The 17,998-nt window shown below is 69.5% G+C and carries 10 protein-coding genes; 4 read left to right on the top strand and 6 right to left on the bottom strand.

The window, feature by feature from the left end; all coding sequences use genetic code 11:
• Positions 1 to 1,652: 1,652 nt before the first annotated feature.
• The gene (locus I6A60_RS16745; protein WP_203013945.1) at positions 1,653 to 3,389 is read left to right on the top strand and encodes a glycoside hydrolase family 3 protein; all 1,737 of its coding nucleotides are present in this window, start codon (positions 1,653 to 1,655) and stop codon (positions 3,387 to 3,389) included.
• 202 nt (positions 3,390 to 3,591) lie between these two features.
• Positions 3,592 to 4,290, top strand: coding sequence for a TetR/AcrR family transcriptional regulator C-terminal domain-containing protein (locus I6A60_RS43575; RefSeq protein ID WP_203013948.1), 699 nt, complete (start codon positions 3,592 to 3,594; stop codon positions 4,288 to 4,290).
• A gap of 58 nt (positions 4,291 to 4,348) precedes the next feature.
• Here I6A60_RS43575 and I6A60_RS16755 read toward each other — a convergent pair whose 3' ends face one another.
• The 4 genes from I6A60_RS16755 to I6A60_RS16770 form a co-directional block, all read right to left on the bottom strand.
• On the bottom strand, positions 4,349 to 5,077 hold the full coding sequence (locus tag I6A60_RS16755; RefSeq protein WP_307873722.1) for an ABC transporter ATP-binding protein: 729 nt from the start codon (positions 5,075 to 5,077) through the stop codon (positions 4,349 to 4,351).
• Entirely contained in the window at positions 5,074 to 7,791 is a 2,718-nt protein-coding gene (locus tag I6A60_RS16760) for a branched-chain amino acid ABC transporter permease/ATP-binding protein (RefSeq protein ID WP_307873723.1), read from the bottom strand. The genes I6A60_RS16755 and I6A60_RS16760 overlap by 4 nt, the downstream gene beginning before the upstream one ends.
• 86 nt (positions 7,792 to 7,877) lie before the next feature.
• The gene (locus I6A60_RS16765) at positions 7,878 to 9,104 is read right to left on the bottom strand and encodes an ABC transporter substrate-binding protein (RefSeq protein ID WP_203013954.1); all 1,227 of its coding nucleotides are present in this window, start codon (positions 9,102 to 9,104) and stop codon (positions 7,878 to 7,880) included.
• A gap of 124 nt (positions 9,105 to 9,228) precedes the next feature.
• Positions 9,229 to 11,718: a glycoside hydrolase family 2 TIM barrel-domain containing protein gene (locus tag I6A60_RS16770; RefSeq protein WP_203013957.1), complete on the bottom strand. Its 2,490-nt coding sequence runs from the start codon at positions 11,716 to 11,718 to the stop codon at positions 9,229 to 9,231.
• 738 nt (positions 11,719 to 12,456) lie between these two features.
• Between I6A60_RS16770 and galT the strand changes: the two genes are divergently transcribed.
• The gene (gene galT, locus I6A60_RS16775) at positions 12,457 to 13,431 is read left to right on the top strand and encodes a galactose-1-phosphate uridylyltransferase (protein WP_203013960.1); all 975 of its coding nucleotides are present in this window, start codon (positions 12,457 to 12,459) and stop codon (positions 13,429 to 13,431) included.
• Positions 13,428 to 14,579: a galactokinase gene (galK, locus tag I6A60_RS16780; protein WP_203013963.1), complete on the top strand. Its 1,152-nt coding sequence runs from the start codon at positions 13,428 to 13,430 to the stop codon at positions 14,577 to 14,579. The genes galT and galK overlap by 4 nt, the downstream gene beginning before the upstream one ends.
• Positions 14,580 to 14,594: 15 nt before the next feature.
• Here galK and I6A60_RS16785 read toward each other — a convergent pair whose 3' ends face one another.
• Both I6A60_RS16785 and I6A60_RS16790 read right to left on the bottom strand, forming a co-directional pair.
• Positions 14,595 to 15,482, bottom strand: a complete 888-nt coding sequence (locus tag I6A60_RS16785; RefSeq protein ID WP_203013967.1) for an alpha/beta hydrolase fold domain-containing protein — start codon at positions 15,480 to 15,482, stop codon at positions 14,595 to 14,597.
• A 90-nt stretch (positions 15,483 to 15,572) separates the two neighbouring features.
• Positions 15,573 to 17,987 (bottom strand): glycoside hydrolase family 3 N-terminal domain-containing protein, encoded by a 2,415-nt coding sequence (locus tag I6A60_RS16790; RefSeq protein ID WP_307873724.1) that lies wholly within the window; start codon positions 17,985 to 17,987, stop codon positions 15,573 to 15,575.
• Positions 17,988 to 17,998 lie beyond the last annotated feature (11 nt).

Raw genomic sequence — 17,998 nt, forward strand, 5'->3', positions numbered from 1 at the left:
AGGTCCGACTCACCCCGAGGGCTCACCGCAGGTCCGACTCACCCCGAGGGCTCACCGCAGGTCCGACTCACCCCGAGGGCTCACCGCAGGTCCGACTCACCCCGAGCTTGCGCCTGCGGCGCAACGCTCGGGAACCTTCCCCTCTTACGGGCACGACATTCCCGGCCACTGCATCACACCCCGGCCTGTACCGCGGGCCATTCGCGGCGGGCGGTGACGATCGCGCTGGTTTCGCACGTGCCGGCGTGTCATCAGGCTGTCAGGTTGAAGGCATTCGCGAGCGTGATCAGGACGTCGATGTGACCGTCGGCCGAGCCGTTACCGCGGCCCACCGTTGCCACCGAGACCTGGGGCTTCCAGCGGCCTGCCAGGCATCGATCTCCACGGCGGCGCCTTCGACGCACGCTTCGAGTTCCGCAGCTTCTCTAGCCTGCTTGAAGCCCGCTGGCGGGAGCGTCCACCGGACCAGGTCCTGCCTGCCCGCACTTCAAGCAGCTCAATGGCACCCTCGCCGGATCCGCGCTCGACTCGACGCGTGCGACGCGCGCTGGCCGCGGTCGAGACCGCCTGGGGTCGCCACAACCGCCGCAGCGCTGACGGCGCGACCATCTCAACGGTTTACTCGTCCGCGTTCACAATCGGCCACTGAATGGGACCTGAGCAGTGATCGCGGCCCGCGTCCGCGCCTGCGTGGACGGTCCCCCGAGGCCGGCTCAATGGTCGCCACATCCGACCCGGCATCAGATGGTTCGCCCGCCCGGACAAGCCCGACACGCACGGTTCCTCGTCTCGACGAACCGTGCGGCACTCCTCGGCAGCGTGTAGCACCAGCAGCCTTTTTTGATCTTCGTGGGGTTCACGTGTGCGCGACGTGTGCGCGAGTGCTTCCGATGACGCCGCAGTCCTCCTCTTTCCGATCATCAACGGCGACCCTCTGGCGAGTCGGTGCCGTTGCAGGGCCAGGTCGCCGTCATGCAGGAGTTCACCACCGCGATCTGGCACCGTTGCATTGGCCAGGCGTGCCAGTAAGGACGTCCGGTCGGCCCGCCGGGCGCATCGGTCCGCAGCGCTGGCGCCGAGGCCGCTGTGAAATCAGGCCCTGGCCGGGACACGGTCGTCGCGTGATGGTGAGCCAGATGCCAACCGATCATGTCCGCGCCCGCATCCAGCCCGGCCTCGGCCAGCTCCTTACGTAACCGTAGGACTAGCTCGACTGTCGCTGGCGGAGTCGCGGTCGGCGACGAGTGCGGCTGCCGCGACCGCGGCTCGAACGCCGCCTCACCCTGGCAGCCGCTCTCACCTGCTGGGAGGCGACGCCCCATGTGAGACACGCTCTGAACGCCAAGCGCCGTCCCAGACGATCGCGCGCAGGTCCGCTGAGGAACTGCACCGCGTCCCGCGGAACAGCGCTGCCAAGGCGGTTGCGTGCGTATCATTGTTCCCTGGCGGGAAATATAAGCCGCAGCTCGGCCCCACCGCCCACGCCCAGGTCCCTCGGCCGGTGTGCCGCTGTCCCGCGAGCTACGTCGTTGATCGTCCTCGGGTGTGCTTCCCAGCCACGTCCGCGCCGGCGCACCGGACCGTGGTCAGCGCTCGCCGCGACCGTCGGCCCCAGCCGCGCGCCCGCCAGCAGCTTCTCGGAAGGACGGACGATGACCCACGTTGACGTGAGGTTCCCCTACCAGGACGCGACCCTGCCGGTCGACCAGCGCGTCGAGGATCTACTCGCGCGGATGGACGTCAAGGACAAGGCTGGGTTGCTGTTCCAGCCGATGGCGCAGATCGGCGATTTCGACGAGCCGGGCCTGTTCGGCAAACTTCCGCTGCGCAGCTTGCTCGAACGTCGCATCAACCACTTCAACATCCTGTTCGTACCGTCCGCCCGAGAAATCGCACAGTGGCACAACGCCGTGCAGGAACAGGCCCTTCAGTACCCCCTGGGCATCCCGGTCACCATCTCCAGCGATCCCCGACACTCCTTTACCAACAACCCGGCTATGGCTTTGCTGGCTGGGCCCTTCTCGCAGTGGCCCGAGCCGCTCGGCTTGGCGGCCGTCGGTTCGGAGGAGCTTGTCGAGCAGTTCGCCGACGTCACGCGCCGGGAGTATCTGGCGGTCGGCATCCGTACCGCGCTGCATCCCCAGCTCGATCTCGCCACTGAGCCGCGCTGGGCCCGCACCTTCGGCACCTTCGGGGCGGACGCCGGGCTGGTCACCCGGCTCGGTGTCGCCTACGTACGCGGTCTGCAGGGCGAGCAGGTCGGACCGCATTCGGTCTCGGCGATGGCCAAGCACTTCCCCGGCGGCGGCCCGCAGAAGGACGGCGAGGACCCGCACTTCCCCTACGGGCGGGAGCAGGTCTATCCCGGCGGCCACTTCGATCTGCATCTCGAGCCGTTCAAGGCGGCCATCGCCGCTGGGGTCTCGCAGATCATGCCGTACTACGGGTTTCCGGTCGGCACGGACTACGAGGAAGTCGGTTTCAGCTTCAACAAGGGGATCGTGACCGGCCTGCTGCGCGAGCAGCTCGGCTTTGACGGCATCGTCTGCACCGACTGGGGCATCCTCTCCCACACCTACTGGGGCGTGGAGCAGCTGAGCCACGAGGAACGCATGATCAAAGCCCTGAACGCGGGAATTGACCAGTTCGGCGGCGAGGACGACGCCTACACCCTCTTTACGCTGATCGCCGATGGAACGGTCAGCGAGAAGCGCATCGACACCTCGGTGCGACGCCTGCTGCGTGAGAAGTTCAGGCTCGGTCTCTTCGAGGAGCCGTTCGTGGACGCGGGCCAGGCCGACACGCTCGTGGGCGGCCCCGAGGCGCGGGCAGCGGGCCTGGCCGCGCAGGCGGCCGCGCACACGCTGCTCAGGAACGCCGAGGACGGGCCCGCCCGACTGCCCCTGCGCGGCTCGCCACGTCTTTACGTCGAGGGCCTCTCGACCGCGGCGATCGGCGACCGCGCCCAGGTCGTCGACACTCCCGACCAGGCCGATGTCGCCGTCCTGCGGCTCGTCGCCCCATGGGAACAGCGCGGCGAGCCCGGCACCTACGAGACGTTCTTCCACGCTGGTTCGCTGGCGTTCCCCGCCGCCGAGATGGCCCGGATCCGGGCCATCTGCCGGACGACGCCCACGGTGCTCGACGTCTACCTCGAACGACCCGCCATCCTTGCTGACGTCGCGGACGACGCCGCGTCCCTGATCGCCAACTTCGGCGCGTCGGAGGAGGCGTTCGTCCAGGTCCTGTTCGGGGAGGCCGAGCCCCAGGGCCAGCTGCCCTTCGACATCCCCTCCTCCATGGCCGCGGTCGAGGCCAGTCACTCCGACGCACCCTTCGACACCGCAGACCCGACGTTCCGCTTCGGGTTCGGCCTGCGGTACGCCTGACAGGCTGGCGGGGGATGCCTCACCGGCGCGTGACCGGCCCGCCGAGGTCCTGCCTGGGCTCATTGCCGGGTGCGCGTCCGCCCACAGCCGCGGGCCCCGGCGGGCCTGGCTGGCATTATCAGGTCTCAGGTAGCCGACCTCGGGGCACCTCGTCGGTCCTGTCACGCAGTGGTCCGGCCCTCTTCGCTAGGAGCGCAGGCACGTGACCACGTCATCGCCGGCCGCCGGCAGCGGCGCGAAGCCTGGTACCGCCGGCCGCCGCGGTCCGGGACGGCCGCCGCGGCTGAGCCGCGAGCTCATCCTCGAGGCCGCCGCCGAGATCGAACCGGAGGCCCTGACGCTGCAGGCCGTCGCCGACCGGCTCAACGCGGACCGCAAGGCCATCAGCTACTACGTCGCTGGACGGGACGAACTGCTCGCGCTGGTCGCCGAACGGGCTCTGGTCGCCGAGCTCGTCCGCCTCGTACTGCCGGTCGGCGACTGGCCCGAAGCGATCCGCGTGTTCGCCAGAAGCCTCCGCGAGGCGCTCATGCGGCGCAGCTCGCTGGCCCTCTACGTCACCCGGCTGCCCGGCGCCGGCGTCCTGGCCCCCGCGGACCAGCTGCTCCAGGCGTTCCTCAACGCGGGATTCGACGCCGACGCCGCCGGCCGCGGCCTTACCCTCATCTCCGCGGCCGTCTTCGAAGACGCACGGACCGCGCTCCTGGCCGACCGATTCGGCGAGCACCCCACCCAGGCCGACGTCAGACGCATTCTCGGCGAGCTACCCGACGAAGCGCTGCCCGCAATTCGTCGGGTGTACTCCGAGAGCCAGTCCAGCGGCCAGGACGGCCTCGACTTCTACCTCGAAACCATCATCGCCGGGCTCGGGCGGTGGCTCGAGCAGCAGCCTCGGGGCTGAGGAAATCAGCGAACCGGCGGCCTGTCGATCGGCAGATATCGCCAGCGAGTAGACAGTGTCAGGTCGGGCTGTGGTCGGCTGCCAGATCGTGGCTGAGGTAGTGGCGCATGACCTCTGTCTGGTCCAGGTCGGCCGCGCTGCCCTGGAAGGTGATGCGGCCGTGGCCGATCATGTACACCTTGTCCGCCACGGCGAGAGCCCGGTTCACGTATTGCTCGACGATCAGCAGCGCCGTACCGCGCGCGGCCAGGGTGCGCAGCGCCTCGAAGATCTCGTCGACCACGATCGGCGCCAGGCCCATGGAGACCTCGTCGAGCATCACGAGCGACGGCGACCCGAAGAAGGCACGGGAGAGTGCGACCATCTGCTGCTGGCCGCCCGAGAGCCGGCCCGCGGTGTCGCCGAGGCGGGTCCTGAGCGCCGGGAACATGTCCAGCGCGGGGTCAAGTGACCTGTCCTTCTCCCAGGGCGGGATCTGGAGGAGGAGGTTCTCGCGGACGGTCAGCGACCGGAAGATTCCGCGGCCTTCCGGAATCAGACACACGCCATGGCGACGCCGGGCGCTCGGCGCCTCGCGGGTGACGTCCCGGCCCGCGGCCAGAATGCGGCCGGCACTCGGGCGCATCAGGCCGGATGCGACGCGCAGGAGCGTCGTCTTCCCGGCACCGTTGGAACCCAGCAGGGCCACTACCGACGCAGCGGCGATCTCCAGGTCGACGTCTCGCAGGACCGTCGTTCGGCCGTACGCCGCGCTGACGCCCTCGAATCGCAACTGCGGAACGGTCACGACTGGATCTCTCTCACTGGTTGCGAAGCCGTTGCCTGCGTGATCTCGGCGTCCCCGCCCAGATATGCCGCGCGCACGGCGTCGGATGACAGCACCTCGGCGGTGGGGCCAGAAACGAGCAGCTTTCCAAAGTCGAGGACGTAGAGCTCGTCGCAGACTTCGCTGACGAGGGCCATGTCGTGTTCGACGAGCAGAATGCCCACGCGGCGTTCTCTCACCGCTTGGCGGAGGATCTCTCCGAACCGAGCCGTCTCCGCCCGATCGAGACCGGACGAGGGCTCGTCCAGCAGCAGAATCCGGAAGTCTCCGGCCAGGCATCGAGCGAGTTCGACGAGCCGGCGTTGTCCGGTGGAGAGGGTTCCCACCTGCCGGTCGGCCAGATCGACCAGATCGCACAGGTCCAGAGCGTGGGCGGCCGCCGCGCGCACCCGGCCGCCGTCAGAGCGCCGGGGCAGGATCTGCCGCAGTGGATTGCCGCCGGCCAGTCCGGCCTCGAGCCCGAGGGCGACATTTTGCCGCACGGTCATCGTGTCGAACAGCTCCATGACCTGGAACGTCCGTCCGAGGCCCCGACGCGCCCGGGCCGCCGGGCTCCGCCGTGTCACGTCCGCGAGATCGAGCTGGAGTGCGCCCCGCGTGGGGTGGACCAGTCCGGAGATGGCGTTGAAGGTCGAGGTCTTGCCCGCGCCGTTGGGACCGATAAGCCCGGTGATGGTCCCGGTGCGGGCCACGAGATCGACGTTGTCGACCGCGACCAGGCCGCCGAACTGGACCCGGAGCCCCTCGACAGCCAGCGACAGCGGCCGAACCTGCGCGGCGGCCGCGTCGCCTTGCGCGGGCACCACCGCGCCCCGCCCAGGACCGCTGGGTAGCCCGCGTCGGAACAAACGGTCAAGCGCATCGCGCAGCCAGGGCGGCGCGGTGCGCCTGGAGGCGGGCGTCAGCGCGTAGACGATCACGGTCACGCTCGTCAGGAGGGTGATGTACTCCCCGATGTTGCCCAGGGTGATGTAGGACGGGACCAGCGTCAGAGCCACCGCCGCCTGGAGGGCGTACCAGGGCTCGGAGCCGGTCGTGACGACGATCAGGGTCAGGTAGGTCAGGGACATCAGCGGCTGGTAGTTGTCGGCCGCCACCGTGATCTGGGCCATCCCGGCCAGGGCACCCGAGACGGCGGCGATGAAGGCCGACAGGCAGAAGACCAGCACCCGGGTCGTGTTCACCGAGACGCCGTGCGTGGCCAGCGCGACGGACGAGTCGGCCATCCCACGCAGCAGGCGGCCGAGCCGGCCGCGGTCCAGGGCGATGATCCCGACGGCGGTCAGCACGGTCAGGATGAGGCAGACGTAGTAGAAGCCCTTGTCGGAGTCGAGGCCCCACACGGCCGGGCGTGGCATCGACAGCCCCAGGTTGAGCTCACCGAACATGAAGCCCTTGGTGTAGAAGAGTTGCTGCACCGCGATACCGAAACCCAGGGTGGCGAGAGCCAGGTAGAGGCCGCCGTGGCGCGTCGCCGGGATCGCCAGCAGCGCACCGACGGGCACGGCCACCAGCCCGGTCACGGCGAGCGCCAGCAGCCACGGCCAATGGTGGTCGACGGCCAGATGAGAGAAGGCGGCGGCGCCGATCGCGGTGAACGCGACGTGGCACAGAGATACCTGTCCGGAGGTGCGCACCAGCAGCCCGAGCGACAGGAAGAGCATCACCGTGGTTAGGGTGACCGTCCAGTCGCCGAGGTGGAAACCCGCGAACGTCGGGGCCAGCGCGAGGACGGCGAGAAGGACGACGCCCATAGCCACCTGCAGCGCCGGCGGTGTCGCCCAGTCCGCCCGGCGGTCCGGCGCGCTCGGTATGCGGGACTGCAGCCACCGCTTCGGGAACAGCAGCAGGACTCCGAACAGGACGATGAACGGCAGGCTGGCCGGCACCTGGGCGAGGAAGCCGGTGGTGAGGTACTTCGTGCCCAGTGAACCGAGCAGCCCGATGGCCAGCCCGCCCAAGAAGGTGACCGGCAGGCTGGTGAACGATCCCATCGCCGCGGCGCCGAAGGCCTGGACGACCAGCAGGGTGAGCGTGGTCTGGTCCAGCGGCACCGACGACGCGAGCAGCAGGCCGGACGTCATCGCGAAGACGACGCCGATGGCCCACGCCCACTGGCGGGCCCGGTTGGGGTTGGTGCCGGCCAGGTCGAGCAGGTCCGCGTCGTCCACGACGGCGCGCATCGCGATGCCCAGGCGCGCGTAGCGGAAGAACACCGAAAGCGCGACGGTCGCCGCCACCGCGACGGCGAAGATGATGATTTTTTCGGTGGTGACTCGGGTGCCGAAGATCGTGACGACTTTCGTCGGGAGGAAGGGCGGAATCTTCCGCGACTGGGTGCCATAGAGAAGCTGGAATCCGGTCTGCACCACCAACAGGACGCTGACCGTCGCTGTGACCCGCAGCGCGAGGCTCGCTCCGGTGAGCGCCTTGGCGAAACGGGCGAACACGACGCCGCCGATGGGGCCGAGCACGACCAGGATCAGGGCGGCAGCGAGCGACCACGGCATTCCGTGCTGCACATGAAGAAAGTAGAAGGAGTACGCGGCGATTGTCGCAAGGGCGCCATGGGCGAAGTTGAAGACGCCCGAGGTTTTGTACGTCAGGACCAAGCCAGCGCCCGCGAGCCCGTAGACCGCGCCGGTTACCAGTCCGGCGATGATGAAGGGCAACACTTCACAGACCCTTTCGTGCTCACGAGAGCGGGTAGCCCGGGCGGGCGGCCGAGAGTGCACGGCCGTCCCGCCCGGTCCGGGCCCGGTCAGCTGGCGGGGAGCAGCTTCTCGAACGGAGCCAGCTTCTGCTGGTCGACGCAGGCGGGCTTGCCGCCATCTGTGGAGGCGAACTTGCCGTCCTTGATCGTCAAGGTGAAGTAGCAGCTCGACGAGGCCAGGTTCTGGTCCGCCCCCTGCGGGTAGCTGAGCGGCGGCAGCAGCCCGTCGGCGGTGTAGCCCTTGAGCCCGTGCAGCGCGGCGGTTACCTGGGCGGGCGTGGGGTTGTCACCGAGGTGAGCGGCCTGCGCCGCGCCCTTGAACACCTCCGCGATCGACCAGGCGGCGGAGGTGGCGGCACCGGTCGCGACACCAGGCGCGTACTTCGCCATGCCGTCCAGGTAGGTCTTGATGCCCGGGATCGAGGTGTCATACCACGGTGCGTAGCCACTCACCGCGATCATGCCTTCGGTGTTCTTGTCCTTGAGCCAGTCGGCCGGCTGGATCGCCTGGGCCGGGACGGCGACCCGGGCCTTCAGGCCCTGCGCGACGCAGGAGTCCAGCACCCGCAGAACGACGTCGGAGCCCGCGCCGATGAGCATCGACTGGACGCCGGCGTTCTTCATCTGAAGACACGGCGCGGTGTAGTCGGCGGCCGAGGAGGAGACCTTGACCGCTGTCGTGGTCTGACCGAAGCTGGCGGCCGCCGCCTGGATGATCGGCAACGACTGGGCGCAGCCCGCGGACTCCGCGCAGTAGGCGAAGCCAAAGCTCTTCGTGCCGACCCGGCTTGTCTCCTGGCTGACGGAGAAGACGCTGGCGAACGGGTTCAGACCGACGTTGAAGAATGACGGGTTGCGGTAGTCAGAGTTCCCGATGATACCGATCGCCGGAACGTTCTTGGCCTTCAGGTAGGCGCTGAACGTGTAGGACGGCGGAAGCCCGATCAGGGCGATGACGTGGTCCTGCTCGACCAGCTCACGCACGTTCCGCAGCCCGGTCGCCGGGTTTCCGGCATCATCCTTGACAATAAGGTCTATCTTGTGGCCGTCGATGCCGCCGCTCGCGTTGACAGACTTCGCCCACGCCTTTATCGCGTCACAGTAAGGCCCCGCCGACGAGGCGAGCGGACCGCTACAGGTCAGCTCAGAGCCCAGTTTCCAGGTCCCGCTCGCGCTGCTCGCGCCGCTGGAGCCGCCGGAACTCGACGAGCAACCAGTCGCCGCGGCGGCGATCGCCAGTGCGGCCACCCCGGCCGCTAATGTATGAAGGCGCATCTGATTTTTCCTCTCGATAAGCGATCCTCGGACGCCGGGCTGTTCGACGACGAAGGCAATGCGTTTTCTTTGTTTCCGGACGACCTCGCCCTCGCGACGAGACGGCCGGAGCGGGCCGCGGCGGTCACGGGCCCGCGGGATGCGTCCGCCCCGATACGGAAGGGGCCCTCACCGGGATGACGACGGACTTCGGCTCGCAGCCGTCAGTCGTCACGGTGACCGTGACCTCGCCGGTTTCATGGCCGGCCCGGACAACCGCGAGCGCCCGTCCCCAGTAGGTCGAATGCCGGCGATCCGAGAAACCCTCGTCCGTGACGGGTTGAGCGCTCCCGAATCCGAGGAGCTCGCCGGCGCCGGTCACGTCGACCGTGACGACCCGGTCGGCGAGGGGCCGCACCGTTCCCGCGGCGTCTGTGAGCGCGATGGGGATGTAGGCGAGGTCGGCCCCGTCGGCCTGGAGCTCGGCGCGTTCGGGCCGCACCTGCAGCCGGAGATCGGCACCGGCGCTGGTCAGGGTGTCGCGCCCGAGTTCCTTGCCGTCCGCGTCATAGGCGACGGCGGTGAGGTCTCCTGGCCGATAGGGCACGGAGAACGTGGTCAGATAACCCTTGTCCGGTCCCGCTGGGCCGGCCCCGATCTGGTTCCCGTTGAGCAGAAGCTCCACGCGGTGGGCGTCGGCGTACACCTCGACAACCGCGGTCCGACCCTCGCAGCCCTCCCAGCTCCAGCTGTGGATGGAGTTGGTGCTGCGCCAGGCGTTGGAGTACTGCTTCTCGCCGGAGTGGTTCACCGGCTGCACGGCGAGGTAGGGGTCGGTCCGCAGATGCCAGACGATCTCGTTGAGATACGACTGGGTCTGGCGGTGCCCCGTGATGTCGATCACCGGTTCGCCCGCCAGCAGGCTCGGCCAGGGGCCGAAGAGGGTCGGCCGCCGGCCATACGGGAGGACCGCGATCGCGGCCTCTCCGATGTAGTCCCAACCGGTCCAGGTGAAGTCGCCGATGACGTGCGGCCTGGACTCGATTTCTCGCCATACCGCGACCGTGTCCGTCGGCCCGGTCTCGCTGCCGACGATCACCCGCCCGGGGTGAATCTTCGCGTCCTTTCGGTAGCGGCCGATCATGTAGTTGTACCCGGCGACGTCGAGGGCGGCGTAGGCGTCACGGGTTCGCTTGTCGACCGCGGGCAGACGGACGATATGGCGAAGCGCCGGGTGAAGAACCCCCATGAGCAGGTTGAGAACGGCGATGAGGTTCTTGTTCGGAGTCGCGTCGTCCTTGCGCTCGACGGGCCTCTCGCCAGTGCCCTCCGCACGCTTCTTCCGGAAGATGAGATTGAGGAAGCCGTTGACGCAGTTGGTGACGAGGCGCGTGGGGTCCAGCTCGCGGGTACGCTCGGCCATCTCGCGGTTGCGCTGAATGCCCCGGGCCGTCGCGGTCTCGGGAATCTCGTTGCCAATGGAGTAGAGCACCACCGACGGGTGGTTGAAATCCTTCGCGACCAGCGATTCGAGGTCGCGCTCCCACCACTGCTCGAACTCCTCGGAGTAGTCGGCGCCGCTCTTCGGCTGCCACCACACGTCCGTGAGCTCGTCCATGACGAGGATGCCGTGCCGGTCACACGCGCGCAGGGTCGCCCGCGAGACCGGGTTGTGCGCGCTGCGGATCGCGTTGAAGCCGCTCTCCTTGAGGATGCGGACCCGGCGCTCTTCGGCCGCGTCCAGCGTGTGCGCACCGATGACCCCGCTGTCATGGTGGATGGCTGCCCCGCGCAGCTTTACGGGCTCGCCATTGATGCGCAGGCCCTGCCGGTCGTCCACGGTCAGGGTGCGGATCCCGAAGTCGACGGCGGCCTCGTCGACGACCCGGTCACCGTCAGCCAGGACGACGGTCGCGGTGTAGAGCCGCGGGCTCTCAGGGGACCAGAGCTCCGGGGCCAGGACCTCGACGCGCTGGCGTAATGTCTTCGTCTCGCCAGATGCGACCGACAGCCGTTGCTCGATCGGCCCAGTAATGGCGCTCGGGCCCTGCAGGGTGGTGCTGGCCGTCACGGTGCGGTCGTCGGCACCGTCGTTGAGAATTTCGACCACGACTTCGACAGTTGCTTCGGCGCTGCCTGTCGAACTCGTGGTGACCCGCAAGCCGTCAGGGGTCACCCGGAGGCGATCACCGACCAGAAGATGCACGGGCCGGTAGATGCCGCTGCCGGAGTACCAGCGGCTGTTCGGTTCACGATCGTTGTGTGCGACAACCTCGACGAGATTGTCCGCGCCGTACACGAGATGGTCGTCCAACGCCACTCGGAACACCGCATAGCCGGATGGACGGCCGCCGGCGAGGTGGCCGTTGACGAACACCTCTGAGCGCATGTATACGCCCTCGAACTCCAGGGTGGCACTGCGCCCCCGCCACTCCTCGGGCACTCGGAACGATTTTGAGTAGCGATAGACGCCACCCGGGAAGTATCCGGTGTTGTAGCCGTTGCGAGTCTCAGGGTTTCGCCGCTCAAACAACATGGCATCGTAGGGCAGCGTCACCGGTCCAACCGGTACGTCCGAACCGTCACCGCGCTCGCCGCTGACATACCACCCCTGGTTGAACGACTCGCGGATCATGAAACTCCCTACGCAAAGGGCCCGCGGGCATGGGGCGTACTGCGGACGGCCCAGAATGGGACAGTCGCCATGATCGGGAAATAGACAGATCACCCACGGTTTCGCCGCCGAGCCTGCGGCGAACCGATTCCTGCCGACCAACCAAGCGCCCGGCCGCTTGGCATGCCCTGGTGTGACGTCCCACATGACCCGTGGCGCGCCACCAGGGGCTAATATCTCCCTCGCGGGAGAAACTACTAGTGAGCGCCCGACCGGTCAAGTCGTGGTCGCGGCGACGCACAGGGCCCTCGGCGTCTCACCGTCCGCCGTCGATCAGGGCGAGATCACCACGGCAGGAGCGGTTCCGGTGGTTCAGCTGCACCCAGGAGCCCGAGCGCGGCCGTCGGCAGCGCGCGAGGTGCCATTCCCCGCGCTGGGGGCGGTGCCGGTCGCGCGAGCGCACGGTCCGGCGGCCCGGGCTGCTGGAATGGAGGACAGACGAGTGCAAAGACCCAAGGTCATCGAAGCGCCCGGCGGCTCGGTCGGCCCGAGCGACTCGAACCAGTCAGGCGAGCTGGGCCGATCCAGCGGGTCAGCCGACCTGACTGTCGGGCCGCCCGTGCGGGTTCCGGGTACCCGCACGGGCCTGATGAGAAGGGCCACCGCTCTGCCGGACGGCCGGCGTATCACGTACTACCAGCTCCCTGCTGTCGACCCGGACGGCTCGGATGAGGCTCCCCGTGGCGCGGACGGTGCGCGATGACCGAACGTCGGTACGACCCGACCGCCGACGAGTGGGTGACCTTCGCGACGCACCGCCAGGATCGGATGTACAAGCCGCCGGCCGACGGATGTCCGTTGTGCCCGACCCGCCCCGGCGGCCGGCTCACCGAGGTACCGCTTCCCGCCTACCAGGTGGTGACGTTCGACAACCGATTCCCTTCGCTGTCGCCCGAGCCTCCGGCACCCGATGTGGAGAGCACGGAGTTGTACCCGGTCGCGCCGGCGTTCGGTCGCTGCGAGGTGGTGGTCTACTCCGACGACCACGACACGACCTTCGCCGACCTGTCCCTCGAACGGGTCCGAATGCTCGTCGACGTCTGGGCCGACCGCGTCGCCATCCTCGGGGCGACGCCTGGCATCTCGTACGTGATGCCGTTCGAGAACAAGGGCGAGGTCATCGGGGTGACGCTCGCCCATCCGCATGGCCAGATCTACGCGTACCCCGAGGTGCCGTCGCGGCCCGCCCGTGAGCTGCGGGCCGCTGGCGCCTACCGGGACCGCACCGGCCGGTGCGTGGAATGCGACGTCGTCGCCGCGGAGGCGGCCGGCCCGCGGCGGGTCCTGGCCAACCAGGCCGCGATCGCCTTCGTCCCGTTCTGGGCCCGCTTCCCCTACGAGGTGCATGTGGTCCCGCGCGCCCACCGACCGGGCCTGGGCACGCTGGGCGAGAACGAGCGGGCCGACCTGGCCGATCTCCTGCACCGGTTGGCCCAGGGTTACGACCGTCTGTTCGGTTTCTCGCTGCCGTACGTGATGGCCGTGCACGGCCGGCCGACCAACGACGAGCGCGACTGGGACGCGGTCTCCCATCTGCACGTCGAGTTCGCGCCGCCGCACCGGTCCGCGACCAGGCTGAAGTACCTGGCCGGCTCCGAGCTGGGCGGCGGGGCGTTCCTGACCGACGTCGCACCCGAGCAGGCCGCCGCCTCGCTGCGAGCGGTGATGGGATGACCGATCGAACCGCCCTCGCGGCCCACCTCGCGGCAAGATTCCAGGACTTCGTGGGCCGGCCTGCGGCCGGCGTGTGGGCGGCACCGGGCCGGGTCAACCTCATGGGTGAGCACACCGACTACAACGATGGTCTGGTCCTCCCGTTCGCCATCGACTCCGCCGCGCTGGTCGCGGTGGCGCCGCGGGTCGATGATCGACTCACCTGCCGGTCACTGGATCGTCCGGACGTGGCCGCCATCCACGCGGGGGACCTGGCGCCCGGGTCCATCACCGGGTGGCCGGCCTACGTGCTGGGCGCCGTGTGGGCGCTGGGTTGGCCACAGGCCGGGCGGCCGGGTCTGGACATCGTCGTGACGTCAGACGTACCGGCCGGCGCCGGACTGTCCTCGTCGGCGGCGCTCACCTGCGCGGTCACTTTGGCCGCGGCGGAGATCGCCGGACTGGAACTGGACCGCACCGCGCTCGCGACCGCCGCGCGCCGGGCCGAGACGGACATGGTCGGCGCGCCGGTCGGGATCATGGACCAGATGGCGGCCATGTACGGCCAGGCCGGCCACGCGCTGCTGCTCGACTGCCGGTCGCTGGTAGTCGAGCCGGTGGTGTTGCCTGGCCAGGAGTCGGATGCGGCCGTTTTGGTCGTCGACACCCGGGTCAGCCACGCCAACTCCGAGGGCGGCTACGCCCGAAGGCGCGCCGTCTGCGAGCGCGCCGCCCGGAGGCTCGGCGTCCCCGCACTGCGGGACGCCACGCTCACCGCGGTCGAGACCGCGCTGGAGGGCGACGAGCTACGCGTCGCCCGGCATGTGGTCACGGAGATCGAGCGCGTCGGGACAGCGGTAGCCGCGCTCCGCCGGGCCGACCTGGCCAGTCTCGGTGAGATCTTCGCGGCGTCGCACGCGTCGATGCGCGACGACTTCCGGATCTCCTGTGCCGAGCTCGATCTGGCCGTCGATGCCCTGCTCGGCGCCGGAGCGGTCGCGGCGCGCATGACCGGCGGTGGCTTCGGCGGATGCGCGGTGGGCCTGCTTCCACCGGCGGCCGTTCCCGCCGCGACCGTCGCGACCACGGCTGCCTTCGAGGCGCGCGGGTTCACCTCGCCGCGAGTCTTCGAGACACGTCCGTCCGGCGGTGCGGCTCGCATCCGTTAGCTGTGTCTGCCGCGGTCAGACCCCGGCGTGGACGCTGAGCCAGGTGGTGAAGACAGACATCGTGTGCGCGAAGGGCACCGAGTCGGGATGGTTGAGGTGGCCATGGCGCACGCCCACCTCCATCTGGCAGTCGGCCTCGACACCTCGCGGACGCAGGTCGTCGGCGAAGGCCTCGCCCGACGCGCGTAGCGAGTCGTGCTCCCCGGTGACGATCAGCGTGGGCGGGAAGCCATCGAGGTCCTCCCGGGCCGGGAAGGCCCCGGCGACGCGGGAGGTGTTCGCCGCTCCCACGAAGTTGGCGGCCATCATCCGGACCGAGCGTTGCGCGACGCGGCCCAGGAACCGTGCGCGCAAGCCACGGGCACGCTCGGTCGGCCTGGCCGGCAGCACCGGATGCAGCAGCGGGTAGGCCAACAACAGGCCAGCTGGCACCGGGGCGCCCGCCGATGCGGCACGCAGCGTGCTCATGACGGCGAGGTTGGCACCGGCGCTTGCTCCGCCCGCGAAGATCTGGCCGGCCTTCAGGCCGAGGGGCTCCGCTTCCTCCACGAGCCGACGCCAGGCGGCAAGGCAGTCGAGCACGGGAACCGGGAAGCGCACTGCCGGTGCGCCCCGCCAACGCCGTACGCGGCTCAGTGGCGGAACGCGTCGGTAGTCGACACTGAGCACCGCTACTCCGGCGCGCGCGAATGCCCGCGACACCGCGTCGCCCTCCGGCATGTCGATGGACCCGCCGGAGAAACCGCCACCGTGCATCCACAGCAGCGCCGCGGTGCTCGGCGCTCCCGCAGGCGTGTACAGCCTCGTCCGGATCGAGGCATCACCGACGGATACGGCGACCTCGCGGATCGCCACCTCACGGCCGACCGCCGTGGTGCGATCATGAGCAAAGCTTTCGGTCATGCGCGGCTCCAGTCCCCGTGGATTGCGTTCCCGGCAGGCCGGTCCCGCAAGGCCTGCCGAGGAACCGACGTGATCGGGCTCGACCGACGACTACGGATTCCGGCTCGCGCCGACTGGCGCGACCTCCACGGTCGGCAGGAAGGTGCGCTTGTCGGGGCGAAGGACGCGCCGATCCCCGACGACCAGCAGCGAAGCTTCCAGCCGCCGGTCGTCCGAGGATGTGCCGACGAACAGGTCGACCTTGGCGGCCTCGACCGCGACCCGGTGGTCGAGGCCGCTGAACGCGAACTGGTCGGCCGAGACCTGGAAACTCACGCGGGCGGCCTCGCCCGGCTCCAGTTCGACGCGCGCGAATCCGGCGAGTTGCTGCGCGGGTCGGGTGACCACCGCCGCGTTGACCCGGGCGTAGAGCTGGACCACCTCGGCGCCAGACCGGTCGCCGACATTGGTCACGGTCAGCGCCGCCGTGAGGGCACCGTCGGTGCCGATCTCCGGAGCGACGTCGAGGTCGGACAGGGCGAACGTGGTGTAGCTACGGCCGAAGCCGAAGGGGTACTGCGGCGTGGCCGACAGGTCGCGGTAGTGCATGCCACGGATGACCGCCTCCCGGCGGTATCCGCTGTCCGCACGCTGGTAGTGGTAGATCGGGAACTGCCCACCGTGCCTTGGAATGGTGTACGGCAGCTTGCCGCCGGGATTCACCTCGCCGAAGAGCACCCGCGCCAGCGCGCGCGTTCCCGACTGGCCGGCGAAGGAGGCCACGACCAGGGCAGATGCTTCGAGCACGGACGGGGGCAGTGGATAGGGACGGCCCTGGATCAGGACGGCAACGCAGGGCGTGCCGGTCGCGGCCACGGCGTCGGCCAGCTCACGCTGCACGGCCGGCAGGGCGACGTCCGCGGTGTCGGTGCCCTCCCCCTCGGTGCCTCCGCCGATCGCGGCGCTGTGGCCGCCCAGCGCCAGGACGACGACATCGGCGTCCCGGGCCGCGGCAACCGCCGGCGCGATCGCCTCCCCGTCGAGGGGGCCAGTCAGCCCGCAGGCCGGTTCGACGGCGACCTCGGCCGCGCGGTCGGCGATCTCCTCGGCCAGCGAGCGCGTCCCGTAGCGGAAGCGCACGTAGCCCTCGGAGTCCAGGTCGCGGGTGTCCGCGCCCTCGGGGTCGGCGCGGAAGAAGTCCATGCCTTCCAGATTTCCCAGGCCGCCCGACTCCATGAACCGGTACATGTCCCGGCCGACCGGATAGGTGTAGGTCGCGAACTGCTGGCGGGCCTCGTGGCCGAGCGGTCCGACAACGGCGACCTTCAGTCCTGGCCGCAGCGGAAGGATGCCGTCGTTCTCCAGCAGCACCACGCTGCGCTCGGCCAGCGCTCCGGCCAGGTCCGCGCCCGCGGCCGTCGTCGGGGTGATATCCACGGGGCCGTCGGGCGCGTACGGCTGCTCGAAGAGGCCGAGCTCGAACTTGACCGTCAGCAGGCGCAGCACGGCGGTGTCCAGTTCCGCGACCGGGACGCGACCGGCCTCGACCTCGGCCGCGAGCGTCTCGCCATAGGCGAAGATGAACGGCGCCTCCAGGTCCAGGCCGGCGTGCAGCGCGTGACGCGCAACCTCGGCCTTGTTCGTCGCGACCAGCTGGCGGTCCAGCGCGTGCTGCATGGCCATGTAGTCGGCGATGACGAAGCCGTCGAAGCCCATCTCGTCGCGCAGCAGATCGTGCAGAAGCTCTCGGGAAACGCCGGCGGGAATGCCGTCCACGTCGCCGTAGGAGGTCATCACCGACCGCAGCCCGGCGGCGTTGATCGCGGCCTCGACCGGAAAGGCGACCACGTCACGCGTGAACCGGCTGCCCGCTTCGAAGGAGGAGGCGTTGAGGCCGCCCTGCCCCAGCCCGAAGCCGAGAAAGTGCTTGGCGGTGGCCACGACGCCGTTCGACAGGTCGTCGCCCTGGATTCCCCTGACGAACGCGACCCCGAACGTCGCGGCCAGCAGCGGGTCCTCGCCATAGGTCTCGTGCACTCTCCCCCACCGCGGGTCGAACGCGATATCGAGCACCGGTGACAGCGCGTGCCGCAGACCCAGCCTGATCATCTGCCGACGGATGATGCCGGTCATCTGGCGGACGAGCTCGGGACTCCACGTCGCGGCCAGCGCGATCGCCGTCGGGAACACCGGATGCCGCGGCGCCACAACACCGTTGAGCGCCTCCACCTGGAACAGCGCCGGAATGCCCAGCCGGGTGCGCTCGACCAGGAACCGCTGGACCTCGTTGACCCCCGTCACGACGCGCGAGGGATCCTCGGTCTGCGGGGACACGACGGCTCCGATGCCGGTGGTCAGCATCTTCGTCGCCGCGTCCTCGATCAGACGGCCCTCCCGCAGCAGCAGCATCGGCATCAGGCACGTCAACTGCCGGGACTTCTCCGCGACCGTCATCTGCGTCAGGAGCAAACGGGCCCGCTCCTGGGGAGTTCTGGTCGGATTCAGGTGGTCGGCGGCGCCGGTCACGGCGTCCTCCT

It is taken from the genome of Frankia sp. AgB1.9, assembly GCF_016786355.1.
Lineage (GTDB): Bacteria > Actinomycetota > Actinomycetes > Frankiales > Frankiaceae > Pseudofrankia.

Excerpts from the sequence above, each read along its gene's own strand:
- I6A60_RS16765 (WP_203013954.1), bottom strand. The coding sequence starts at position 9,104 with ATGCGCCTTCATACATTAGCGGCCGGGGTGGCCGCACTGGCGATCGCC.
- galT (WP_203013960.1), top strand. The coding sequence starts at position 12,457 with ATGACCGAACGTCGGTACGACCCGACCGCCGACGAGTGGGTGACCTTC.
- I6A60_RS16785 (WP_203013967.1), bottom strand. The coding sequence starts at position 15,482 with ATGACCGAAAGCTTTGCTCATGATCGCACCACGGCGGTCGGCCGTGAG.
- I6A60_RS16745 (WP_203013945.1), top strand. The coding sequence starts at position 1,653 with ATGACCCACGTTGACGTGAGGTTCCCCTACCAGGACGCGACCCTGCCG.
- galK (WP_203013963.1), top strand. The coding sequence starts at position 13,428 with ATGACCGATCGAACCGCCCTCGCGGCCCACCTCGCGGCAAGATTCCAG.
- I6A60_RS16770 (WP_203013957.1), bottom strand. The coding sequence starts at position 11,718 with ATGATCCGCGAGTCGTTCAACCAGGGGTGGTATGTCAGCGGCGAGCGC.